Source organism: Micromonospora parastrephiae (genome assembly GCF_016802865.1).
GTDB classification, from domain to species: domain Bacteria; phylum Actinomycetota; class Actinomycetes; order Mycobacteriales; family Micromonosporaceae; genus Micromonospora; species Micromonospora parastrephiae.
The window spans coordinates 1-15,685 of record NZ_JAEVHM010000133.1 but is presented as its reverse complement, the minus strand read 5'-3'; the positions used below and the strand labels follow the sequence as shown (position 1 = coordinate 15,685).

Genomic DNA, 15,685 nt, shown 5'->3' with positions numbered 1-15,685 from the left:
GGGTGGGGGCGGCGGGGGCGGGGTTTTACTGCGCTAGGCGGGAGCGGACCTTGGCGGCGCAGGTGTTCAGGACCGTCTGCGCGTCGAGTCCCAGACTCTCGATGGCCACCAGCGCGGTGAAGGCCACGTCGCCAACTCGGCCGCCACGTCCTCGCGGGTGTGGGTGACGCCCTTGCGCGGATTTTGTCCGAGCAGTCCGATCCAGGCGGCAGATGCCTCCCCCGCCTCCTCGGTCAGTTTGAGGATGCGGCAGGTCAGTTCCGTCTGCCCGGTGCCGTTCGCGGCGTCCAGCCAGCCCCGGGAAGCCCGGGCTGCCTCCCAGATCGAGTCGTCCACGCCGACCAGTCAAGCGGACCGTCCCGGCCGACCGCACACCCGGGTCGTACACCGCCGCCGGGGCGGTGGACCGCACGGTGACCGAGGCGCCCCCGGCACGCCGCCCGGCCTGAGCAGCCCCGGTCTGAGCAGCCCGGTCTGAGCAAGCCCGGCCTGAGCAGCCCGGCCTGAGCAGACGGCCTGAGCAGCCGGCCTGAGCAGCCGGTCAGTGCAGCCATTGACTCCGGTCGACGGCCGTCCTAGGTTCAGGACGCTACCGGCCGGTAGGCAACCGTCCCGCCTGGTCGCCCCCGCAGGCGACATCCGTCCGATGGGGAGCATCGATGCTGTCCACATCCGTTCGTACCCTGCGCCGCCTTGTCGCGGTCACCGCGACCCTGACCCTGGCCGTCGGACTGGTCGGCGCCGCACCGGCCGCCGCTGCCGACCGCGTCCCCGGGGGCGGCCAGCCGCTACCCGGATACACCATCGAGAATCCGCCGCTTGCCCCGCTGGTGGTCGGCGGCAAGCCGACGACGGTACGTCAGGGCGTGCACCGCCACGCCGGGTACATCATCGAGGTCCCCGCCCGGTGGAACGGTGACCTGGTGCTGTGGGCGCACGGCTACCGCGGCCAGGGCACGGTGCTCTCGCCGGAGCCGCCCGGGTTCGGGCTGCGTCAGCGGCTGCTGGAGCAGGGGTACGCCTGGGCGTCGTCGTCGTACGACCGCAACGGCTTCGACATCCGCTCCGGGGTGCTGGGCACGAAGGACCTCGCGGACCACTTCGGACGGACGGTCCGTCGGCCGCACCGCGCCTACATCGCGGGGGTCTCGATGGGCGGGTACATCATCGGCCGTTCGCTGGAGGAGTACCCCGGGTACTACGACGGGGCGCTGCCGATGTGCGGGGTGCTGGGCGACCAGACGTTGCTCGACTTCTACCTCGACTACAACCTGGTCGCGCAGGCCCTCGCCGGGGTGCCGGCCTATCCCACGCCGGCCGACTACCTGAGCAACGCGGTCCCCCGTATCCAGGCGACGCTCGGCCTGGCCGGGCTGACCCCCACCGGGCCGGACACCACCACCGACCGGGGCAAGCAACTGCGGGCGATCACGGTGAACCGTTCGGGTGGGCCGCGTCCCGGGGCGGACGCGCGTTCGCGGTCTGGAAGGACTTCCTCTTCTCGATCAGCGTGACAAGTGGCGGTGACTCCCCCGCGCAGCGACCCGGTCAGCTCTCCACCAACCTGTTCACCCGCTACACCCCGAACAGCCCGGTCAACGTCAACGCCACCGTGCGGCGGGTCGCACCGGAGAACGTCGTGCAGCGTCTCCTGCCGACGCTGACCGAGGTGCCACGGATCGCCGGCCGTCCCACCGCGCCGGTGCTCAGCCTGCACGGCCTCGGTGACCTGTTCGTGCCGTTCAGCATGGAGCAGGCGTACGCCACCGACGTGGCCCGCAACCGTCGCGGCAGCCTGGTGGTGCAGCGGGCCATCCGGGCCACGCAGCACTGCGAGTTCACCCCGACCGAGGCGGGCGCCGCCTGGGACGACCTGGTGTCCTGGGTACGCGCCGGCAAGCGTCCGGCCGGTGACACCGTGACCGATCCGGCGGTGGTGGCCCGACCGGACTACGGCTGCCGGTTCAGCGACGCGGCCGCGTACGCCGCCGGGGTCGGCACCCGCCGCCTCTACGCCGCCTGCTGACCGTGCGCGGCACGCTCGGCGGCGGGCTGCTCGGCCTGGCCCTGCTCCTCTTCCCCGTCGGGCTGGCCACCCTGCTCGTCGCCGGGGGCGTTGCCAGCCTGGTTGGCGCGGCGCTCATGGCCCTGGCCCTCGCGATGGCCGTCGGCTGGTGGCGCCTCGTCGGACGGCACGACGGTGCGGCGGACCGCGTCGGACGGCGACGTCATCTGCTGCTCAGCCTCGCCGGCCTGGGAGGCGTGGAGTTCGTGCTCGTCGGCCTGGGCTGGAGTGCGCCGTCGGCGGCTGGGGCAGGGCGCTAGCCGCGGTCTGGATCGCTGTCGGGGTGGCGCTCTTCGGCGCGTTCTGGCGGGGCGTCGTGCCGTACCACACCGACGAACCGCCGGACGGGGACAAGGCGGCGGCCCCGCAGGCGTGACCCGGGTACGACGACGCCGGCCGGCCCCTGGACGGGACCGGCCGGCGCGTGTGTGCGGGTGTCACCAGAGCTGCTGGACGATGTCCGCCGCCTGCTCCTCCCACTGCGCGTACGCGTACGGGAAGGCGGAGACCTGCACGGTCTGCGCGGCGGTGGTCAGCGGCAGGTCCTGCCAGCCGCCGATGTTCCTGAGTGCGGAGAAGAACGCCGTGGCGGCGTACTCCGGGTCGGTGACCTGCTCGGGCGTGCCCCAACCGGACGACGGGCGCTGCTGGAACAGGCCCTGCGAGTCGTGGTCGTTGTACGCGCCGAGGTGACCGAGGTTGTACAGCTTCGACTCCTGCAACGAGGTGGCGACGCCGATCACGGCGCCCCGGTCACCGACGCCGGTCTTCTTGGCGGCGTCGACGATCGCCCGGGCGTTGGCCAGTTGCGCGTCGTCGAGCGGGATGCGCGACTGGGCGCCTTCGATGCCGTGCGGGATCAGCTCGTCGCGGCTCGGCTTGCCGGCCGGCGGCTTGCCGGTGGCGGAGCCGGTGGTCAGCCCGGACTCGACGGGCTGGTCCTTTTGGCGCGCCGACGCGGCGGTCTTGCCGGTGGCGAGGTCGATGGCGGCGACGGCGCCCTGGTGCGGTCCGGAGGTGACCGGGGCGGCGGCCGCGGTGGGCGCGAGCGCCAGGCCGCCGAGAGCAGCCACACCCACCACGCTGAGCGCGGTCTTGCGGTACGAGTCCTTAGCGATGGCGGGGAGCCATCGAGTGAAGTCGACCTTCACGATGGTTGCCCTTTCGATCGTGCGGAGCGCTCCGGGGTGAACACTCCTCGGGAGATGACCGCGGAAAAGGGTTTGGACTCCGGCGGTACGGGGGACACAACCAGGTTGACGTGTCGGGCATTCCGGAAATGCCCGGGCTCCGACAGGCTGCGGTCCCGGTCACCCCGGAAAACGGGACGGTCGACGCCACCGACGGAAGGTCGGCGGGAAACGGACGATCGGCGCAGGCGTGACGAGCCGGCAGATCAGGTGCCGTACGGCGTGCCGTAGCGGACCAGCACGTGCCAGAGTTGCTTGAGGTGCTGAAGGGTGTCCACGATCGGGCCGCGGTCCACCCACCGGTGCGGTTCGACGACCACCGAGGCCGCCGCCCGACCGATCAGCGCCGCGTCCACCGGGTCGCCCGCCCGGGCGAACTCCCGGTGCACCCGGGCTGCCAGTACCGGGATCGCCGGACCCCGGAACTCCGCGTCGACCTGGTCGACGGCCAGCACGAAGCCGGGGTGCCACCGCAGTGGGAAACCGTACCGCTCGGCGATCGATTCCAGCGTCGCGCCGGTCGGGGTGCCGGCGAAGGACGGGTCCACCACCAGCTCCTCGACGTCGTACGCGAGGTCGAGCGCGCCATGGACCTGGGCCTCCACGTAGTCGTCCAGCGCGCGACCGACCGTGCCCGGGGTGGTGGTCGGCGGGTCCAGCAACGTCCGCACCAGCGCGGCCACGCCCGTGCCGGCGCGGCCCAGGCATTCGCCGGTGGCGGCGACGCCGGCCAGGAGCCCGGCGAGCACTGCCTCGAACGCGTCAGCCGTGCCCACCACCTCCGGGCTGAGGTGGCTGTCGCCGAGGCAGAAGGTCGCCCGCCCCAGCACCGCCGGGCGCAGCCGCAGGTGACAGGAGCCGAAGCGGGGGCAGGCGCCGTCCGCGTGGTCGAGCAGGTTCAGGCCGCCGTACGTGGGCCGCTGCGCCGGTGTCACGCCGGGCCGCTGGTACGCGCCGTCGAACATCCGTTGCTCCCAGCGGTCCCGGTCACCACCGGGATACGCGGTGAGCCCGCCGTTGGAGATCCCGGTGACGAACTGACTGCGGTACGCCCCGTCCTCGGCCAGGGCATCGGCGACAGTCCGGCCGTCGGCACACAACCGGTCGGGGTGGAAGTTGACGGTCAGCCGCCCAGACTGGATGGCCCCGAGCAGATGCTCCGGGCGGTGGCCGACGTCGGCGGTGGCGAGTTGCCGGGCGATGGTGGCCAGCGCGGCAGGACGCTCGACCACGGCCAACGACCGCACGTACGCGACGGCAGCCGTCTGCGCCGGGGTGAGAGCTGCGGCGCGCAGCCCGCCCGGCTCAGTCGTCGCCGTCATGTCCGGGGCCATCGTCGTCCACCCCGGTGCCCAGCTCCTGGAAGACGGTGATCTGGAGGTCGGCGGGAGCGCCGAGACGGGAGTTGAGCGACTGCCAGGGCGTACGCGTCGGCGGCGCGATCTCGCTCGCCCCGGCGGCGACCAACCGGGCGGTGGTCGCCTCGGCGTCGTCCACCTCGAAGGCCACCCGGATACGCGGCGCGACCTGCCGGCCCACCTCGACCTCGTCGATCATGCGCTTCTGCGCCGGGTTGGCTATTTCCAGCGTGGCCCGGCCGGCGTCCAGGATCACCACGCGGGCGTCGCCCGCGCCGGTGAACGCCGCCTGCTCCGGCAGGCCGAGCGCGTCGCGGAAGAACGCGACGGCCGCCTCGTGGTCGGCCGCCTCCACCACGAGGCGCAGCTGACGGACGACCGGAATGGGATGCTCGGCGGCCATGCGCGCGATCTTAGCGCCGTAGGCTGGCACCGTCTGGAAGGGAGCGAGGATGGTCGAGACCCACGACGGCGACGCGTATCTGGTGCGACCGGTCGGGCGGGTCGCCTCGCCGCTGACCGAGGCGGCGAGCGCGCCGCGGCAGGGCGACGAGGGCGCGCCGGAGGCGTGGCTCGTCTTCGACCCGCAGGTGGAGCGTGCCCTGCGCGACGTCCGGGTCGGCGCGGACCTGCTCGTGCTCACCTGGCTGGACCGGGCGCGACGGGACGTGCTCGCGGTACGTCCGCGCGGCGACGAGAGCCGCCCGGAGACGGGGGTGTTCAGCACCCGCTCCCCGCACCGGCCCAACCCGATCGGACTGCACCGGGTGCGGGTGCTGGCGGTGGACGGCCTGCGTGTCCGGGTGGCGGACCTGGAGGCCCTGGACGGCACCCCGGTGCTGGACGTCAAGCCGGTGCTGGGCGCGGCCGACGAGCGCTGAGCCGCGCCAGCAGACCCGGCCGGTTCAGTGGCCGCGGGCCAGCCACTCCTGCAGGTGCGGCGCCTCCGCGCCGATCGTGGTGTCGTCACCGTGACCGGTGTGCACGACCGTGTCCGCCGGCAGGGTCAGCAGGCGGGTACGGATCGAGCGGACGATGGTGTCGAAGTCGCTGTACGAGCGCCCGGTGGCGCCCGGTCCACCGTTGAACAACGTGTCGCCGGTGAACACCACACCCAGGTCCGGGGCGTGGAAGCTGCACGCGCCGGGGCTGTGCCCGGGGGTGTGCAGCACCCGCAGCGTGGTGCCGGCCACCTCGATGCCCTGCCCGTCGTGCAGCTCGCCGTGCGGCGGCAGGTGCGGGTGGACCATGTCCCACAGCACCCGGTCGGCGGCGTGCAGCAGCACCGGCGCGCCGGTGGCCTCGGCCAGCTCGGGAGCCACCCGGACGTGGTCGTCGTGCGCGTGGGTGGCCAGGATCGCCCGGACCCGGCGGTCGCCGACCAGGGCGAGGATCGCCGCCGCGTCGTGCGGCGCGTCCAGTACGACGCACTCGCTGTCGTCGCCGACCACCCACACGTTGTTGTCCACATCGAACGTCTGGCCGTCGAGGGAGAACGTGCCGGCGGTGACCGCGTGCTCGACCCGGGCGGTCATCAGAACACCACCACCGAGCGCAGCACGTCGCCGCCGTGCATCCGATCGAACGCGTTCTCGACCCGGTCGAGCGCGATCTCCTCGGTGACGAACGCGTCCAGGTCGAGTCGACCCTGGAGGTACAACTCGGTGAGCATCGGGAAGTCCCGGCTGGGCAGGCAGTCGCCGTACCAACTGGACTTGAGCGCGCCGCCGCGCCCGAAGACGTCCAGCAGCGGCAACTCGATCTGCATCTGCGGGGTCGGCACACCGACGAGCACCACCGTGCCGGCCAGGTCCCGGGCGTAGAACGCCTGTTTCCAGGTCTCCGGTCCACCCACCGCGTCGATCACCACGTCGGCGCCGAACCCACCGGTGGCGGCGCGGATCGCCTCGACCGGGTCGGTCTCGGAGGCGTTGACGGTGTGCGTCGCGCCGAACCTGCGGGCCCAGTCCAGCTTGCGGCCGTCGGTGTCCACCGCGACGATCGTGGTGGCGCCCGCGAGGACCGCGCCGGCGACCGCCGCGTCACCGACGCCACCGCAGCCGATCACCGCGACCGAATCGCCGCGGGTGACGTTGCCGGTGTTCATCGCGGCGCCCAGCCCGGCCATCACCCCGCAACCCAGCAGGCCCACCGCGGCCGGTCGCGCGGCCGGGTCCACCTTCGTGCACTGTCCGGCGTGCACCAGGGTCTTCTCGGCGAACGCGCCGATGCCCAGCGCCGGGGTGAGTTCCGTACCGTCGGTGAGGGTCATCCGCTGCTCGGCGTTGTGGGTGTTGAAGCAGTACCAGGGCCGACCCCGGCGGCAGGCACGGCACACCCCGCACACCGCGCGCCAGTTGAGCACCACGAAGTCACCGGGGGCGACGTCGGTGACACCGGCACCCACCTGCTCGACGATGCCCGCGGCCTCGTGGCCGAGCAGGAACGGGTAGTCGTCGTTGATGCCACCCTCGCGGTAGTGCAGGTCGGTGTGGCAGACCCCGCAGGACTGGATCCGGACGACGGCCTCACCGGGGCCGGGATCGGGCACCACGATGGTGGTGACCTCGACCGGCGCGCCCTTGCTACGGGAGATGACTCCGCGGACTTCCTGGCTCACTTCGCCTCCTGCTGATGGTGTGCGGCAGGGCCGGCGCCGGGTAGGCGGGTGCGCCGGGCCCGGCGGGGGGCCCTGCGGCGAACCTACCGCGACCACCACGAGCGGCCCAGCCACGCCGACGGGTTATCGCGGGCTGTCCGGGGTACGCGGGCCGCATTCGGACCACGGCCATCGGGAGTGACCATGAAGCTCGCGCACCTGCCGCTGCGGGTCAGCATCGGCGCGTACATCCTCAACTCGGGTCTGGGCAAGCGGAATCTGGAGGGCGCCGCCGCGGAGGGCATGCACGGAATGGCGGTCGCCGCCCTGCCCCAGCTCGGTCAGTTGGAGCCGGCGCGGTTCGCCAAGCTACTGTCGTACTCGGAGATGGCCCTGGGGGCCGCGCTGCTCGCGCCGTTCGTCCCGGCGCCCCTGGTCGGGCTCGGGCTGACCGCGTTCGGCGCGGGACTGGTGCAGCTGTACCTGAAGACACCGGGGATGCGTGAGCCGGGCAGCATCCGCCCGACCCAGCAGGGCTCGGGTCTCGCCAAGGACGTCTGGCTCGTCGGCGCCGGGCTGACCCTGGTGCTGGAGGGGCTCACCCACGGCCGTCCGCGACTCTGACCGGCCGATCCGAGGAGCCGCGGTGACCAGGTCCCAGTCGGTGCGGCCGTTCTACCGGCCGATGCGGCCCCGCAGCCGCGACGAGCCGAACCGCGGGGCCACCCCGCTGGAACTCTTCTTCGACCTGTGCTTCGTGGTGGCCGTGTCACAGGCCGCCGGCAACCTGCATCACGACGTCACCGCGGGGCATCTCGGACACGCGCTGACCAGGTACCTGATGGTCTTCTTCGCGATCTGGTGGTCGTGGGTGAACTTCACCTGGTTCGCGTCGGCCTACGACACCGACGACGACGTCTACCGGATCACGACCCTGGTGCAGATCGCCGGTGCGTTGATCATCGCCGCCGGGGTGCCACGGGCGTTCACCGGCGGCGACTTCAGCATCATCACGTACGGCTACGTGGTGATGCGGCTCGCGGCCGTCGTGCACTGGTCCCGGGCCGCCGCCGGCGACCCGGCGCACCGCCGAGCGGCCCGGCGGTACGCGATCGGTGTCACCGTCGTCCAGCTCGGCTGGCTGCTGCGGCTGGCCCTGCCGGAGGGGTGGGGCACCGCGGCGTTCCTGGTGTTGGTCCTGGCCGACCTGCTGGTGCCGGCGGTGGCCGAACGCCCGGGCATGACCCCCTGGCATCCGGGGCACATCACCGAACGGTACGGGTTGTTCACCCTCATCGTGCTCGGTGACGTGGTGCTGAACACGTCGGTGGCCATCCAGACCGGGGTGGACGCGGGCGAACGTCAGCTCTGGTCGCTGGCGGCGGCGGCCACAGTGATCGTGTTCGCGCTGTGGTGGCTCTACTTCGACCGGCCCATCGAGGCGCCCGATCGGCTGCCGTACTCGCTGATCTGGGGCTACGGCCACTACCTGGTCTTCGCGGCGGTCGCCGCGGTCGGGGCCGGCCTGGCTGTGTCGGTGGACCACGACCGGCACCTCGCGCACATCTCCGGCAGCACCGCCGGGTACGCCGTCGCCATCCCCGTCGCCGTCTTCCTGCTCACCGTCTGGGTGCTGCACGTCCGCCGGCAACAGCACGGCGCGGTGGTCGTGGCGTTCCCACTGGTGGCGCTGCTCACGCTGCTCACGCCGCTGGGTCCGGCCCCGGTGTACGTGGTCGCGCTGCTGCTGGCCGCACTGGTGGCACTGACCGTCCTGCTGCGCCGCCGTGACGTGCTGCCCACCGCGGCGACGGCCGGCGACGGTCCGGGATGATCCGGTCGGTATGGACCCGGAAGCGCCCGACCGGCCTGCCGACGGGCGTGTCGGCCCGAGGGTGGGCAGAATTGGGACATGCTTCGCCGCCGATGGTTGCTGGCCGATCAACTCGGGCCGCACTTCCTCGACGACCCCGACCAGCCGGTGCTGCTGGTGGAGATCCGCGACCTGTTCCGCCGCCGACCGATGCACCGGCAGAAGGCGCACCTGACCCTCTCCGCGCTGCGACACCGAGCCGCCGAACTGGGTGACCGGGCGCTGCTGCTGCGGACCGACACGTTCCGCGAGGCGCTGGCCCGGGTCGGTGAGCCACTGGAGGTGCGCCATCCGCACTCCCGGGCGGCGCTGCGCTTCGCCCGCTCGGTGCCGGAGCTGACCGTGCTGCCCCCGCGCGGCTTCATCACCAGCCAGGCCGACTTCGCCGGTTGGGCCGACCGCACCCGGCGCGGCCCGCTGCGGATGACCGACTTCTACCGGCACGCCCGCCGCCGGCACGACGTGTTGACCGCCCCGCCCGGCGGGACCGCCGCGGCGCGACGCTCCCACGCCGAGAGCCGCGGCACGCCGACGACGGCACCGCCGCCGCCGCCGATCGTCGAGGACGACATCGACGCGCAGGTCCGTCGTGACCTGGACCGCTGGGCCGCCGAAGGGGTGCGCTTCGTCGGCCGCGACGGCCCCCGACGGCACCCGGCCACACACGGCGAGGCGCAGGCCCGGCTGGAGCACTTCCTGACCCACCGGCTACCCGAGTACGGCCGCTACGCAGACGTGATGAGCGTCGACGACCCGCTGTTGGCGCACTCCGCGCTCTCGTCCTCGTTCAACCTCGGGCTGCTCGACCCGGAGCCGGCGGTCCGCGCCGCCGAACGGGCGTGGCGGACCGGCGCCGCCCCGCGAAACGCGGTGGAGCCGTTCATCCGAGGGCTGCTCGGTTGGCGGGAGTTCCTCTGGCAGCTGTACTGGTACCTCGAGCCGTCCTACCGGGGGGCGAACTGGCTGGCCGCCACCGAGCCGCTGCCGCAGTGGTTCGCCGAGCTGGACGCCGACGCGGTGGAGGCACGCTGCCTGGCCGACGTGCTCGCCGCCGTGCGGGACCAGGCGTGGACCCACCACACCCCGCGCCTGCTGGTGCTGGGCAACTACGCGTTGCAGCGCGGCTGGCGTCCGAACGACCTGGCGGACTGGTTCCGGCGGTGCTTCGTCGACGGCACCGACTGGGTGATGAACGCGACAGTCGTCGGAATGAGCCAGTACGCCGACCTGGCCCGGGTCGACACCCGCCCGTACGCGGTGGGCGGCACCGACATCGACGAGATCAGTGACTACTGCGCCGGGTGCCGCTACGTACCCGAGCGGGCACTCGGCGATCTGGCCTGCCCGTACACCGGGGGTTTCGAAAGTTTCCTGCACCGCAACCGGGAACGGTTGGTGGCCGATCCACGGCTCGCCGCCGAGCTGGACAGCCGCGACGACCCGGAGCAGCGCGAGGCGGTGCTGGCGCAGGAGGAGAAGCGGGGCGGCACGCCACCGTGACCCGGCGAGCGGTCACGCCCCGTCCCGCGCCGGGTTGGCGGCGTCGGCGGGTCGTTGCGCGGGCACGCGCGGCGCGGGCGGCGCCGGGCGGACGACGCCCCGGTTCAGGCCGGTGACCAGCAGCCGGTTGTAGGAGGCCGGCAGGACCCGGGCCAGCAGGTCGGGCAGCTTCGCCGACCAGCCGATCAGCACCCGACCCCGGCGCCGTTCGACACCGCGCAGGATCCCCTCGGCGGCCGTTCCGGGGCGATGGTGAGCAGCTTCTCGAACTGGGCGCGGCCGGCGGCGTACTCCTCGTGCGAGACGCCGCTGCCGATCCGGACGTTCTCGGTGACCCGGGTGCGGATGCCGCCGGGGTGCACCGGGGATGCCGCTGGCCGATCTCCTCGGCCACCGGGAGGTGGCCGACGCGTCGGCGAGATCAGCGACGAGCGACCGGACGGGTCTGGACGGGACGCTGGACTCCGGCGGGCGCGGCCACCTCGCCGGCGCGGGAGAACCGCACTCCCTCGTCGGTGAGCCGGCCGTGGCGCATCAGCAGCACGTCGCGGGCATAGTTCTGGTACAGCCGCCACGGCGCGCCCGCACCCTGCTTGGGCAGCGCGTCGACGCTGCGCAGCACGTAGGAGGAGCGCAGGTCGATCAGCGGCACCCGCTCGTCGTCGGACGGCAGGAGCGGCGTGACGACCTGCTGACCGGTGCGGTCCAGGTGGCGCAGCAGCCGGCAGACGTAACCGGCGACCAGGTCCGCCTTCAACGTCCACGACGCGTTGGTGTAGCCGAGGGTCAACGCGAAGTTCGGCACCCCGGAGAGCATCATGCCCTTGTAGGCGACGGTGTCGGCCAGGTCGACCTCGACGCCGTCGACGCTGAGCGTCAGGCCGCCGAGGGCGAGCAGGTTGAGCCCGGTCGCGGTGACCACGATGTCGGCGGGCAGCTCGGCGCCGGAGGCCAGCCGCACGCCGTGCGCGGTGAACGTGTCGATGGTGTCGGTGACCACCGAAGCCCTGCCCTGCCCCACCGCCGTGAACAGGTCACCATCGGGCGCCACGCAGAGCCGCTGGTCCCAGGGGTCGTAGCGGGGCGAGAAGTGCCGGTCGACGTCGTACCCCACCGGAAGCCGGCCCTTCGCGGCCCGGCGCAGCATCCGCTTCACCAGCCGGGGCGTGCGTCGGCTGAGCTGGAAGTTGACGGTGGACAGCAGCACGTTCTTCCAGCGCACCACCGGATACGCGGCCCTCGCCGGCAGGAGGCGCCGCAGCGCGTCGGCCAGCCGGTCGCGCGAGGGCAGCGCCAGGACGTACGTGGGTGAGCGTTGCAGCATCGTCACGTGCGCGGCCTGCCGTGCCATCGCCGGCACCAGGGTCACGGCGGTGGCGCCGCTGCCGATCACCACCACCCGCTTGCCGCTGTGGTCGAGGTCGTCGGGCCAGTGCTGCGGGTGCACCAGCCGCCCGGTGTACGCGTCGACGCCCGGCAGGGGCGGGGTGTAACCCTCGTCGTAGCGGTAGTAGCCGGTGCAGGCGAAGAGGAACGAGCAGGTCAGGACGACCGGCTCGGCGGTGTCGGTGCGCTGGGCGTGCACCGTCCAGCGCGCGGAGTCGCTGTCCCACTCGGCGCGCAGCACCCGATGGCGCAGGCGGATGTGCCGCTGCACGTCGTCCTCGCGGGCGGTGTCCCGGACGTACTCGCGGATCGTCTCGCCGTCGGCGATCGCCTTCGGGGCGGTCCACGGCTTGAAGGAGTAGCCGAGGGTGAACATGTCCGAGTCGGACCGGATGCCGGGGTAGCGGAACAGGTCCCAGGTGCCGCCGATGGCGTCGCGCGCCTCCAGCACCGCGTAGGTCTTGTCGGGGCAGTCGCGGCGCAGGTGGCAGGCGGCGCCGATGCCGGACAGGCCGGCTCCGACGATGAGCACGTCGACGTGATCGGAGGTCATCGGAATTCCTCCATCAGGGGCAGTGGACGGACACTAACACCGCGTCCACCGCCCCGCCTCCGCGCCGAGTCAGTCGGCCACCCGGCTGAACGTCATGGTCCAGTTGGTCTCCCAGGTGCGCTCCCCGTCGGTGGAGAGCGCCTGCTCCCAGCGCGCGGTGGTCGCGCTGATGTCCGACCAGATGAACCGGCACCGGACCGGCCGTCCCTCGTGCTGGTCGTCGGCGTAGAAGCGGCCCACGCCGTCGACGAAGCGGCCCACCACCGGCGGCTGCTCCAGCTCGCCGCGACCGCTGTTCATCCAGTAGATCGACCACTGCCCGGTCGCCGGGTCGAAGATCCGCAACGTCGCGCCGGAGAAGCCCTTGGTCGGGAAGGTGATCTCGTCGAAGTGGCCGCCGCCGCCGAAGAAGCCGTGGGCGACGGACACCCCCGCGAACTCCTCCCACTCGTCGGAGCCGACCAGTCGCTCGCGCAGCCGACGGTTGACCACGTTCCAGGTGCCCACGAAGAAGTCGAAGTCGCCCATCAGCGGCCCACCGGCCCTTCCGCTCGGGTGTCGCGCAGGTAACCGGTCAGGTCGGGATGTTCCGGTGCCAGCAGGTGCCGGACCCACGCGGCCCGCTCGTGCTCGAGCACCGCCAACTCCCAGACGCAGCCCACCGCGGGGCGGCGGAGCTCGACGAAGTGCGCCGGGTCCTGGTCCGGGCAGTCCAGGGCGGGCTGCCCGGCCGCCGCGACGCGGATCTCCACCGCGTTGTCCCACACCCAGGTGTACGCCAGCAGGTACGCGCCGGTGTCCGCGCCCCGGTGCAGCACCACCCAGCCCGCGGCCGGGGTGCCGTCGTCGGCGACGTCGCCCAGCAGCGCGGGCAGCAGGTCGTACGCGGCCTTCTCCACCTCCGGTTCGATCGGCCGTTGCGGCTGGTCGATGTGATAGCGCTTGAGCTGCCGACCGTCCACCGTGACCGGTCCCGGCGCTCGCAGATCCTTGTCCCGAAAAGCCATGCCGGGACGGTAGAACCAGTCCCCTGACAGCTAGTGTCAGTGAAGTGCGGGCCAGTCGACTTCTCTCCGTCCTGCTGCTGCTCCAGGCGCACGGCCGGCTGACCGCCGCCCAGCTCGCCGAGCGGCTGTCCGTCTCGCCACGCACCATCTACCGGGACGTGGAGTCGCTGCACGCCGCCGGCATCCCGCTGTACGGAGAGGCCGGGCACGCCGGCGGCTACCAGCTCGTCGACGGCTGGCGCACCCGGCTGACCGGTCTGACCGCCGAGGAGGCCGACCGGCTCTTCCTGGCCGGGCTGCCCGGCCCCGCCGACGAGCTGGGCTACGGCGACGTGGTGGCCGCGCTGCGACTCAAGCTGCACGCCGCGTTGCCGGCCCCGCTGCGCGACCGGGCCACCCAGCTCCAGCAACGGTTCCACCTGGACACCCCCGGCTGGTACGCCGACGGGGACACCTCTCCCGAGCTGGCCCGCACGGCCGAGGCGGTGTGGCGGCAGCACCGCGTCGAGGTGCGCTACCGAAGCTGGAGCGGCGAGGTTACCCGGGTGCTGGAGCCGTACGGTCTGGTGCTCAAGGGCGGCCGGTGGTACGTGGTGGCCGACCAGCCCGGCCGGGGCAGACCCGCGACCTACCGGGTCAACCAGATCCGTGAGCTGACCCCCCTGACCGAGGAGTTCGACCGGCCGGCCGACTTCGACCTGCCGGCCTGGTGGCGGGCGCACGTGGCACGGTTCCGGGCGGAGCTGCACCGCGACGAGGCCACCGTCCGGCTCTCCCCCGCCGGGCGGGAGCGGCTACGGGAGATCGGCAGTGATCCGGTGGTGGCCGCGGTGGACGCCAGCGCCGGCCCGCCGGACGCGCGGGGGTGGGTGACCGCGGTGCTGCCCATCGAGTCGCTCACCCACGCCCATGGCGACCTGCTGCGCCTCGGCGCCGACGTGGAGGTGCTGACGCCGGTCACGCTCCGCGAGCGGCTCACCGCCACGGCGGCCGGACTGGCCGCCCTCTACACCCCCGCCGCTCAACCGGACAAGCCTGCCGATACATCCCGTGACCGGGCGTGACGTCGATCGCTCGCGGTGGCCGGTGGCACCGGTCTGGGAGAGTGTGTGATCGTGGATGCGCTCTCGGTGCGGGGACTCAGCCGTCATTTCGGCAACCTTGTCGTGCTCGACGACGTGAGCTTCACGCTCCCGCCGGGCCGGATCGCGGTGGTGCTCGGCCCCAACGGCAGCGGCAAGACCACCCTGCTGCGCTGCGTCGTCGGCGCCGACCGGCCGGACGCGGGCGAGGTGCGGGTGCACGGTTACCGGGCCGACGAGACCGACCCGCAGGTGCGGGGGCTGGTGGCCGCCGCCCTGGACGACATCGACTTCTTCCCCGACCTGTCCGTGGTCGAGCACCTGGAGCTCGTCGCGTACGCCCACGGGGGCAGCGCGGAGCCGGTCGAGGAGGTCCTCACCGAGTTGGGCCTGGGCCCGGCCCGCGACCAACTGCCGGTCACCCTGTCCAGCGGGCAACGCCGCCGGCTCGCGTTGGCGTCGTGTTTCGTCCGGCCACGTCGGGTGCTGATCCTCGACGAGCCGGAGCAGCGCCTCGACGTCGCCGGGCGGCAGTGGCTCGCCGACCGGCTGCGCCGGGAACGCGACGCCGGCACCACCGTGCTGCTGGCCTCGCACGACCCGGAACTGATCGGCGCGGTCGTCGACGAGCGGATCGAGATCGGCCGGTGAGCGCCCCGCCGGCCACGGTCGCCGAGGTCCCGGCCGGGCTGCCCACGGCCCGTCAGGTGCGCGCCCACCTGCGCCAGGCCCGCCGCCGACACCACGAGCACTCCCTCGGCGACGTGCTGGGCGACGCGTACGTCATGGTCCTGTTCGTCGGCATGTACGGCTGGTTCGCGATCAGCGCCGGCCGCGACATGCTGGACTCCCCCACGGTGGGGCAGGCCGAGCCGGGCGTGCGGTGGTGGCTGGCGGTCGCCACGCTGCTCGCCGGCGCCGGGCTCGCCTGGCGTGGCCTGCGCGCGTTCGGCCCGCTGCTGGTCACCCCGGCCACGCAGACGCTGGGTGACCAGCGCGCCGATCGACCGGCGGGCCTGGCTGGCGCCGCGTCTCGCGGTCCTGCTGGTCGGCGCTGCCGCCGGCACCGCGC

21 protein-coding genes are annotated in these 15,685 nt (G+C 73.0%); 10 read left to right on the top strand and 11 right to left on the bottom strand.

The features are described from left to right. Nucleotides 1-66: 66 nt before the first annotated feature. Nucleotides 67-336, bottom strand: a complete 270-nt coding sequence (locus JNW91_RS22400) for a MazG-like family protein (protein WP_238425483.1) — start codon at nt 334-336, stop codon at nt 67-69. A gap of 323 nt (nt 337-659) precedes the next feature. On the opposite strand from JNW91_RS22400, the gene JNW91_RS32590 reads away from it, so the two are divergent. The 3 genes from JNW91_RS32590 to JNW91_RS22390 are packed head-to-tail and all read left to right on the top strand — an operon-like array spanning nt 660 to nt 2,325. Next, nucleotides 660-1,514 carry an alpha/beta hydrolase family protein gene (locus JNW91_RS32590; RefSeq protein WP_238425482.1) on the top strand — a complete coding sequence of 285 codons (855 nt, stop codon included), beginning with the start codon at nt 660-662 and terminating at the stop codon, nt 1,512-1,514. Continuing rightward, nucleotides 1,511-2,026: a hypothetical protein gene (locus tag JNW91_RS32585; protein ID WP_238425481.1), complete on the top strand. Its 516-nt coding sequence runs from the start codon at nt 1,511-1,513 to the stop codon at nt 2,024-2,026. Before JNW91_RS32590 ends, JNW91_RS32585 begins: the two co-directional genes overlap by 4 nt. A 2-nt stretch (nt 2,027-2,028) precedes the next feature. Further along, nucleotides 2,029-2,325: a hypothetical protein gene (locus JNW91_RS22390; protein ID WP_203177444.1), complete on the top strand. Its 297-nt coding sequence runs from the start codon at nt 2,029-2,031 to the stop codon at nt 2,323-2,325. Between the two features lie 177 nt (nt 2,326-2,502). Here JNW91_RS22390 and JNW91_RS22385 read toward each other — a convergent pair whose 3' ends face one another. From JNW91_RS22385 to JNW91_RS22375, 3 genes are all read right to left on the bottom strand, one after another. After that, on the bottom strand, nt 2,503-3,216 hold the full coding sequence (locus JNW91_RS22385; protein ID WP_203177443.1) for a hypothetical protein: 714 nt from the start codon (nt 3,214-3,216) through the stop codon (nt 2,503-2,505). A gap of 245 nt (nt 3,217-3,461) precedes the next feature. After that, nucleotides 3,462-4,577, bottom strand: a complete 1,116-nt coding sequence (locus JNW91_RS22380) for a DUF3626 domain-containing protein (protein WP_203177442.1) — start codon at nt 4,575-4,577, stop codon at nt 3,462-3,464. Further along, nucleotides 4,561-5,016, bottom strand: a complete 456-nt coding sequence (locus JNW91_RS22375) for a VOC family protein (protein ID WP_203177441.1) — start codon at nt 5,014-5,016, stop codon at nt 4,561-4,563. Before JNW91_RS22375 ends, JNW91_RS22380 begins: the two co-directional genes overlap by 17 nt. A gap of 49 nt (nt 5,017-5,065) precedes the next feature. Here JNW91_RS22375 and tsaA point away from each other — a divergent pair, with 49 nt between their 5' ends. Next, complete coding sequence (tsaA, locus tag JNW91_RS22370) at nt 5,066-5,494, top strand: tRNA (N6-threonylcarbamoyladenosine(37)-N6)-methyltransferase TrmO (protein WP_203177440.1); 429 nt, start codon at nt 5,066-5,068, stop codon at nt 5,492-5,494. Between the two features lie 24 nt (nt 5,495-5,518). Here the strand turns inward: tsaA and JNW91_RS22365 are convergent, their stop codons facing one another. Together JNW91_RS22365 and JNW91_RS22360 are read right to left on the bottom strand one after the other, a co-directional pair. Beyond that, nucleotides 5,519-6,148: an MBL fold metallo-hydrolase gene (locus JNW91_RS22365; RefSeq protein ID WP_203177439.1), complete on the bottom strand. Its 630-nt coding sequence runs from the start codon at nt 6,146-6,148 to the stop codon at nt 5,519-5,521. Next, nucleotides 6,148-7,233, bottom strand: a complete 1,086-nt coding sequence (locus tag JNW91_RS22360; RefSeq protein ID WP_203177438.1) for an S-(hydroxymethyl)mycothiol dehydrogenase — start codon at nt 7,231-7,233, stop codon at nt 6,148-6,150. Before JNW91_RS22360 ends, JNW91_RS22365 begins: the two co-directional genes overlap by 1 nt. Nucleotides 7,234-7,416: 183 nt before the next feature. On the opposite strand from JNW91_RS22360, the gene JNW91_RS22355 reads away from it, so the two are divergent. From JNW91_RS22355 to JNW91_RS22345, 3 genes are all read left to right on the top strand, one after another. After that, on the top strand, nt 7,417-7,836 hold the full coding sequence (locus JNW91_RS22355) for a hypothetical protein (protein WP_203177437.1): 420 nt from the start codon (nt 7,417-7,419) through the stop codon (nt 7,834-7,836). Nucleotides 7,837-7,858: 22 nt separating this feature from the next. Further along, a complete protein-coding gene (locus JNW91_RS22350; RefSeq protein ID WP_203177436.1) occupies nt 7,859-9,046 on the top strand; it encodes a low temperature requirement protein A in 1,188 nt (395 codons plus the stop codon). 78 nt (nt 9,047-9,124) lie between these two features. Beyond that, complete coding sequence (locus JNW91_RS22345; RefSeq protein ID WP_203177435.1) at nt 9,125-10,585, top strand: cryptochrome/photolyase family protein; 1,461 nt, start codon at nt 9,125-9,127, stop codon at nt 10,583-10,585. Between the two features lie 12 nt (nt 10,586-10,597). Here JNW91_RS22345 and JNW91_RS34025 read toward each other — a convergent pair whose 3' ends face one another. The 5 genes from JNW91_RS34025 to JNW91_RS22325 form a co-directional block, all read right to left on the bottom strand. Then, nucleotides 10,598-10,777, bottom strand: a complete 180-nt coding sequence (locus JNW91_RS34025) for a hypothetical protein (protein ID WP_407664368.1) — start codon at nt 10,775-10,777, stop codon at nt 10,598-10,600. Further along, nucleotides 10,771-10,947 carry a hypothetical protein gene (locus JNW91_RS34020; protein ID WP_407664367.1) on the bottom strand — a complete coding sequence of 59 codons (177 nt, stop codon included), beginning with the start codon at nt 10,945-10,947 and terminating at the stop codon, nt 10,771-10,773. Before JNW91_RS34020 ends, JNW91_RS34025 begins: the two co-directional genes overlap by 7 nt. Before the next feature lie 59 nt (nt 10,948-11,006). Then, a complete protein-coding gene (locus tag JNW91_RS22335; protein ID WP_203177434.1) occupies nt 11,007-12,524 on the bottom strand; it encodes a flavin-containing monooxygenase in 1,518 nt (505 codons plus the stop codon). Between the two features lie 69 nt (nt 12,525-12,593). Next, nucleotides 12,594-13,052: a hypothetical protein gene (locus tag JNW91_RS22330; protein ID WP_203177433.1), complete on the bottom strand. Its 459-nt coding sequence runs from the start codon at nt 13,050-13,052 to the stop codon at nt 12,594-12,596. After that, entirely contained in the window at nt 13,052-13,531 is a 480-nt protein-coding gene (locus JNW91_RS22325) for a hypothetical protein (RefSeq protein ID WP_203177432.1), read from the bottom strand. Before JNW91_RS22325 ends, JNW91_RS22330 begins: the two co-directional genes overlap by 1 nt. Nucleotides 13,532-13,575: 44 nt before the next feature. Here JNW91_RS22325 and JNW91_RS22320 point away from each other — a divergent pair, with 44 nt between their 5' ends. The 3 genes from JNW91_RS22320 to JNW91_RS22310 form a co-directional block, all read left to right on the top strand. Continuing rightward, entirely contained in the window at nt 13,576-14,595 is a 1,020-nt protein-coding gene (locus tag JNW91_RS22320; RefSeq protein ID WP_203177431.1) for a helix-turn-helix transcriptional regulator, read from the top strand. Nucleotides 14,596-14,646: 51 nt separating this feature from the next. Further along, on the top strand, nt 14,647-15,264 hold the full coding sequence (locus JNW91_RS22315; protein WP_309244457.1) for an ABC transporter ATP-binding protein: 618 nt from the start codon (nt 14,647-14,649) through the stop codon (nt 15,262-15,264). Further along, the coding region (locus JNW91_RS22310; protein WP_203177429.1) for a hypothetical protein at nt 15,261-15,685 on the top strand (425 nt) is incomplete at its 3' end. The genes JNW91_RS22315 and JNW91_RS22310, both read left to right, overlap by 4 nt.

Bases quoted from the DNA above. Each gene is read 5' to 3' on its own strand.
- JNW91_RS22325 (WP_203177432.1), bottom strand. From the start codon at position 13,531: ATGGCTTTTCGGGACAAGGATCTGCGAGCGCCGGGACCGGTCACGGTG.
- JNW91_RS22365 (WP_203177439.1), bottom strand. From the start codon at position 6,148: ATGACCGCCCGGGTCGAGCACGCGGTCACCGCCGGCACGTTCTCCCTC.
- tsaA (WP_203177440.1), top strand. From the start codon at position 5,066: ATGGTCGAGACCCACGACGGCGACGCGTATCTGGTGCGACCGGTCGGG.
- JNW91_RS32590 (WP_238425482.1), top strand. From the start codon at position 660: ATGCTGTCCACATCCGTTCGTACCCTGCGCCGCCTTGTCGCGGTCACC.
- JNW91_RS22330 (WP_203177433.1), bottom strand. From the start codon at position 13,052: ATGGGCGACTTCGACTTCTTCGTGGGCACCTGGAACGTGGTCAACCGT.
- JNW91_RS22345 (WP_203177435.1), top strand. From the start codon at position 9,125: ATGCTTCGCCGCCGATGGTTGCTGGCCGATCAACTCGGGCCGCACTTC.
- JNW91_RS22380 (WP_203177442.1), bottom strand. From the start codon at position 4,577: ATGACGGCGACGACTGAGCCGGGCGGGCTGCGCGCCGCAGCTCTCACC.
- JNW91_RS22375 (WP_203177441.1), bottom strand. From the start codon at position 5,016: ATGGCCGCCGAGCATCCCATTCCGGTCGTCCGTCAGCTGCGCCTCGTG.
- JNW91_RS22335 (WP_203177434.1), bottom strand. From the start codon at position 12,524: ATGACCTCCGATCACGTCGACGTGCTCATCGTCGGAGCCGGCCTGTCC.
- JNW91_RS22355 (WP_203177437.1), top strand. From the start codon at position 7,417: ATGAAGCTCGCGCACCTGCCGCTGCGGGTCAGCATCGGCGCGTACATC.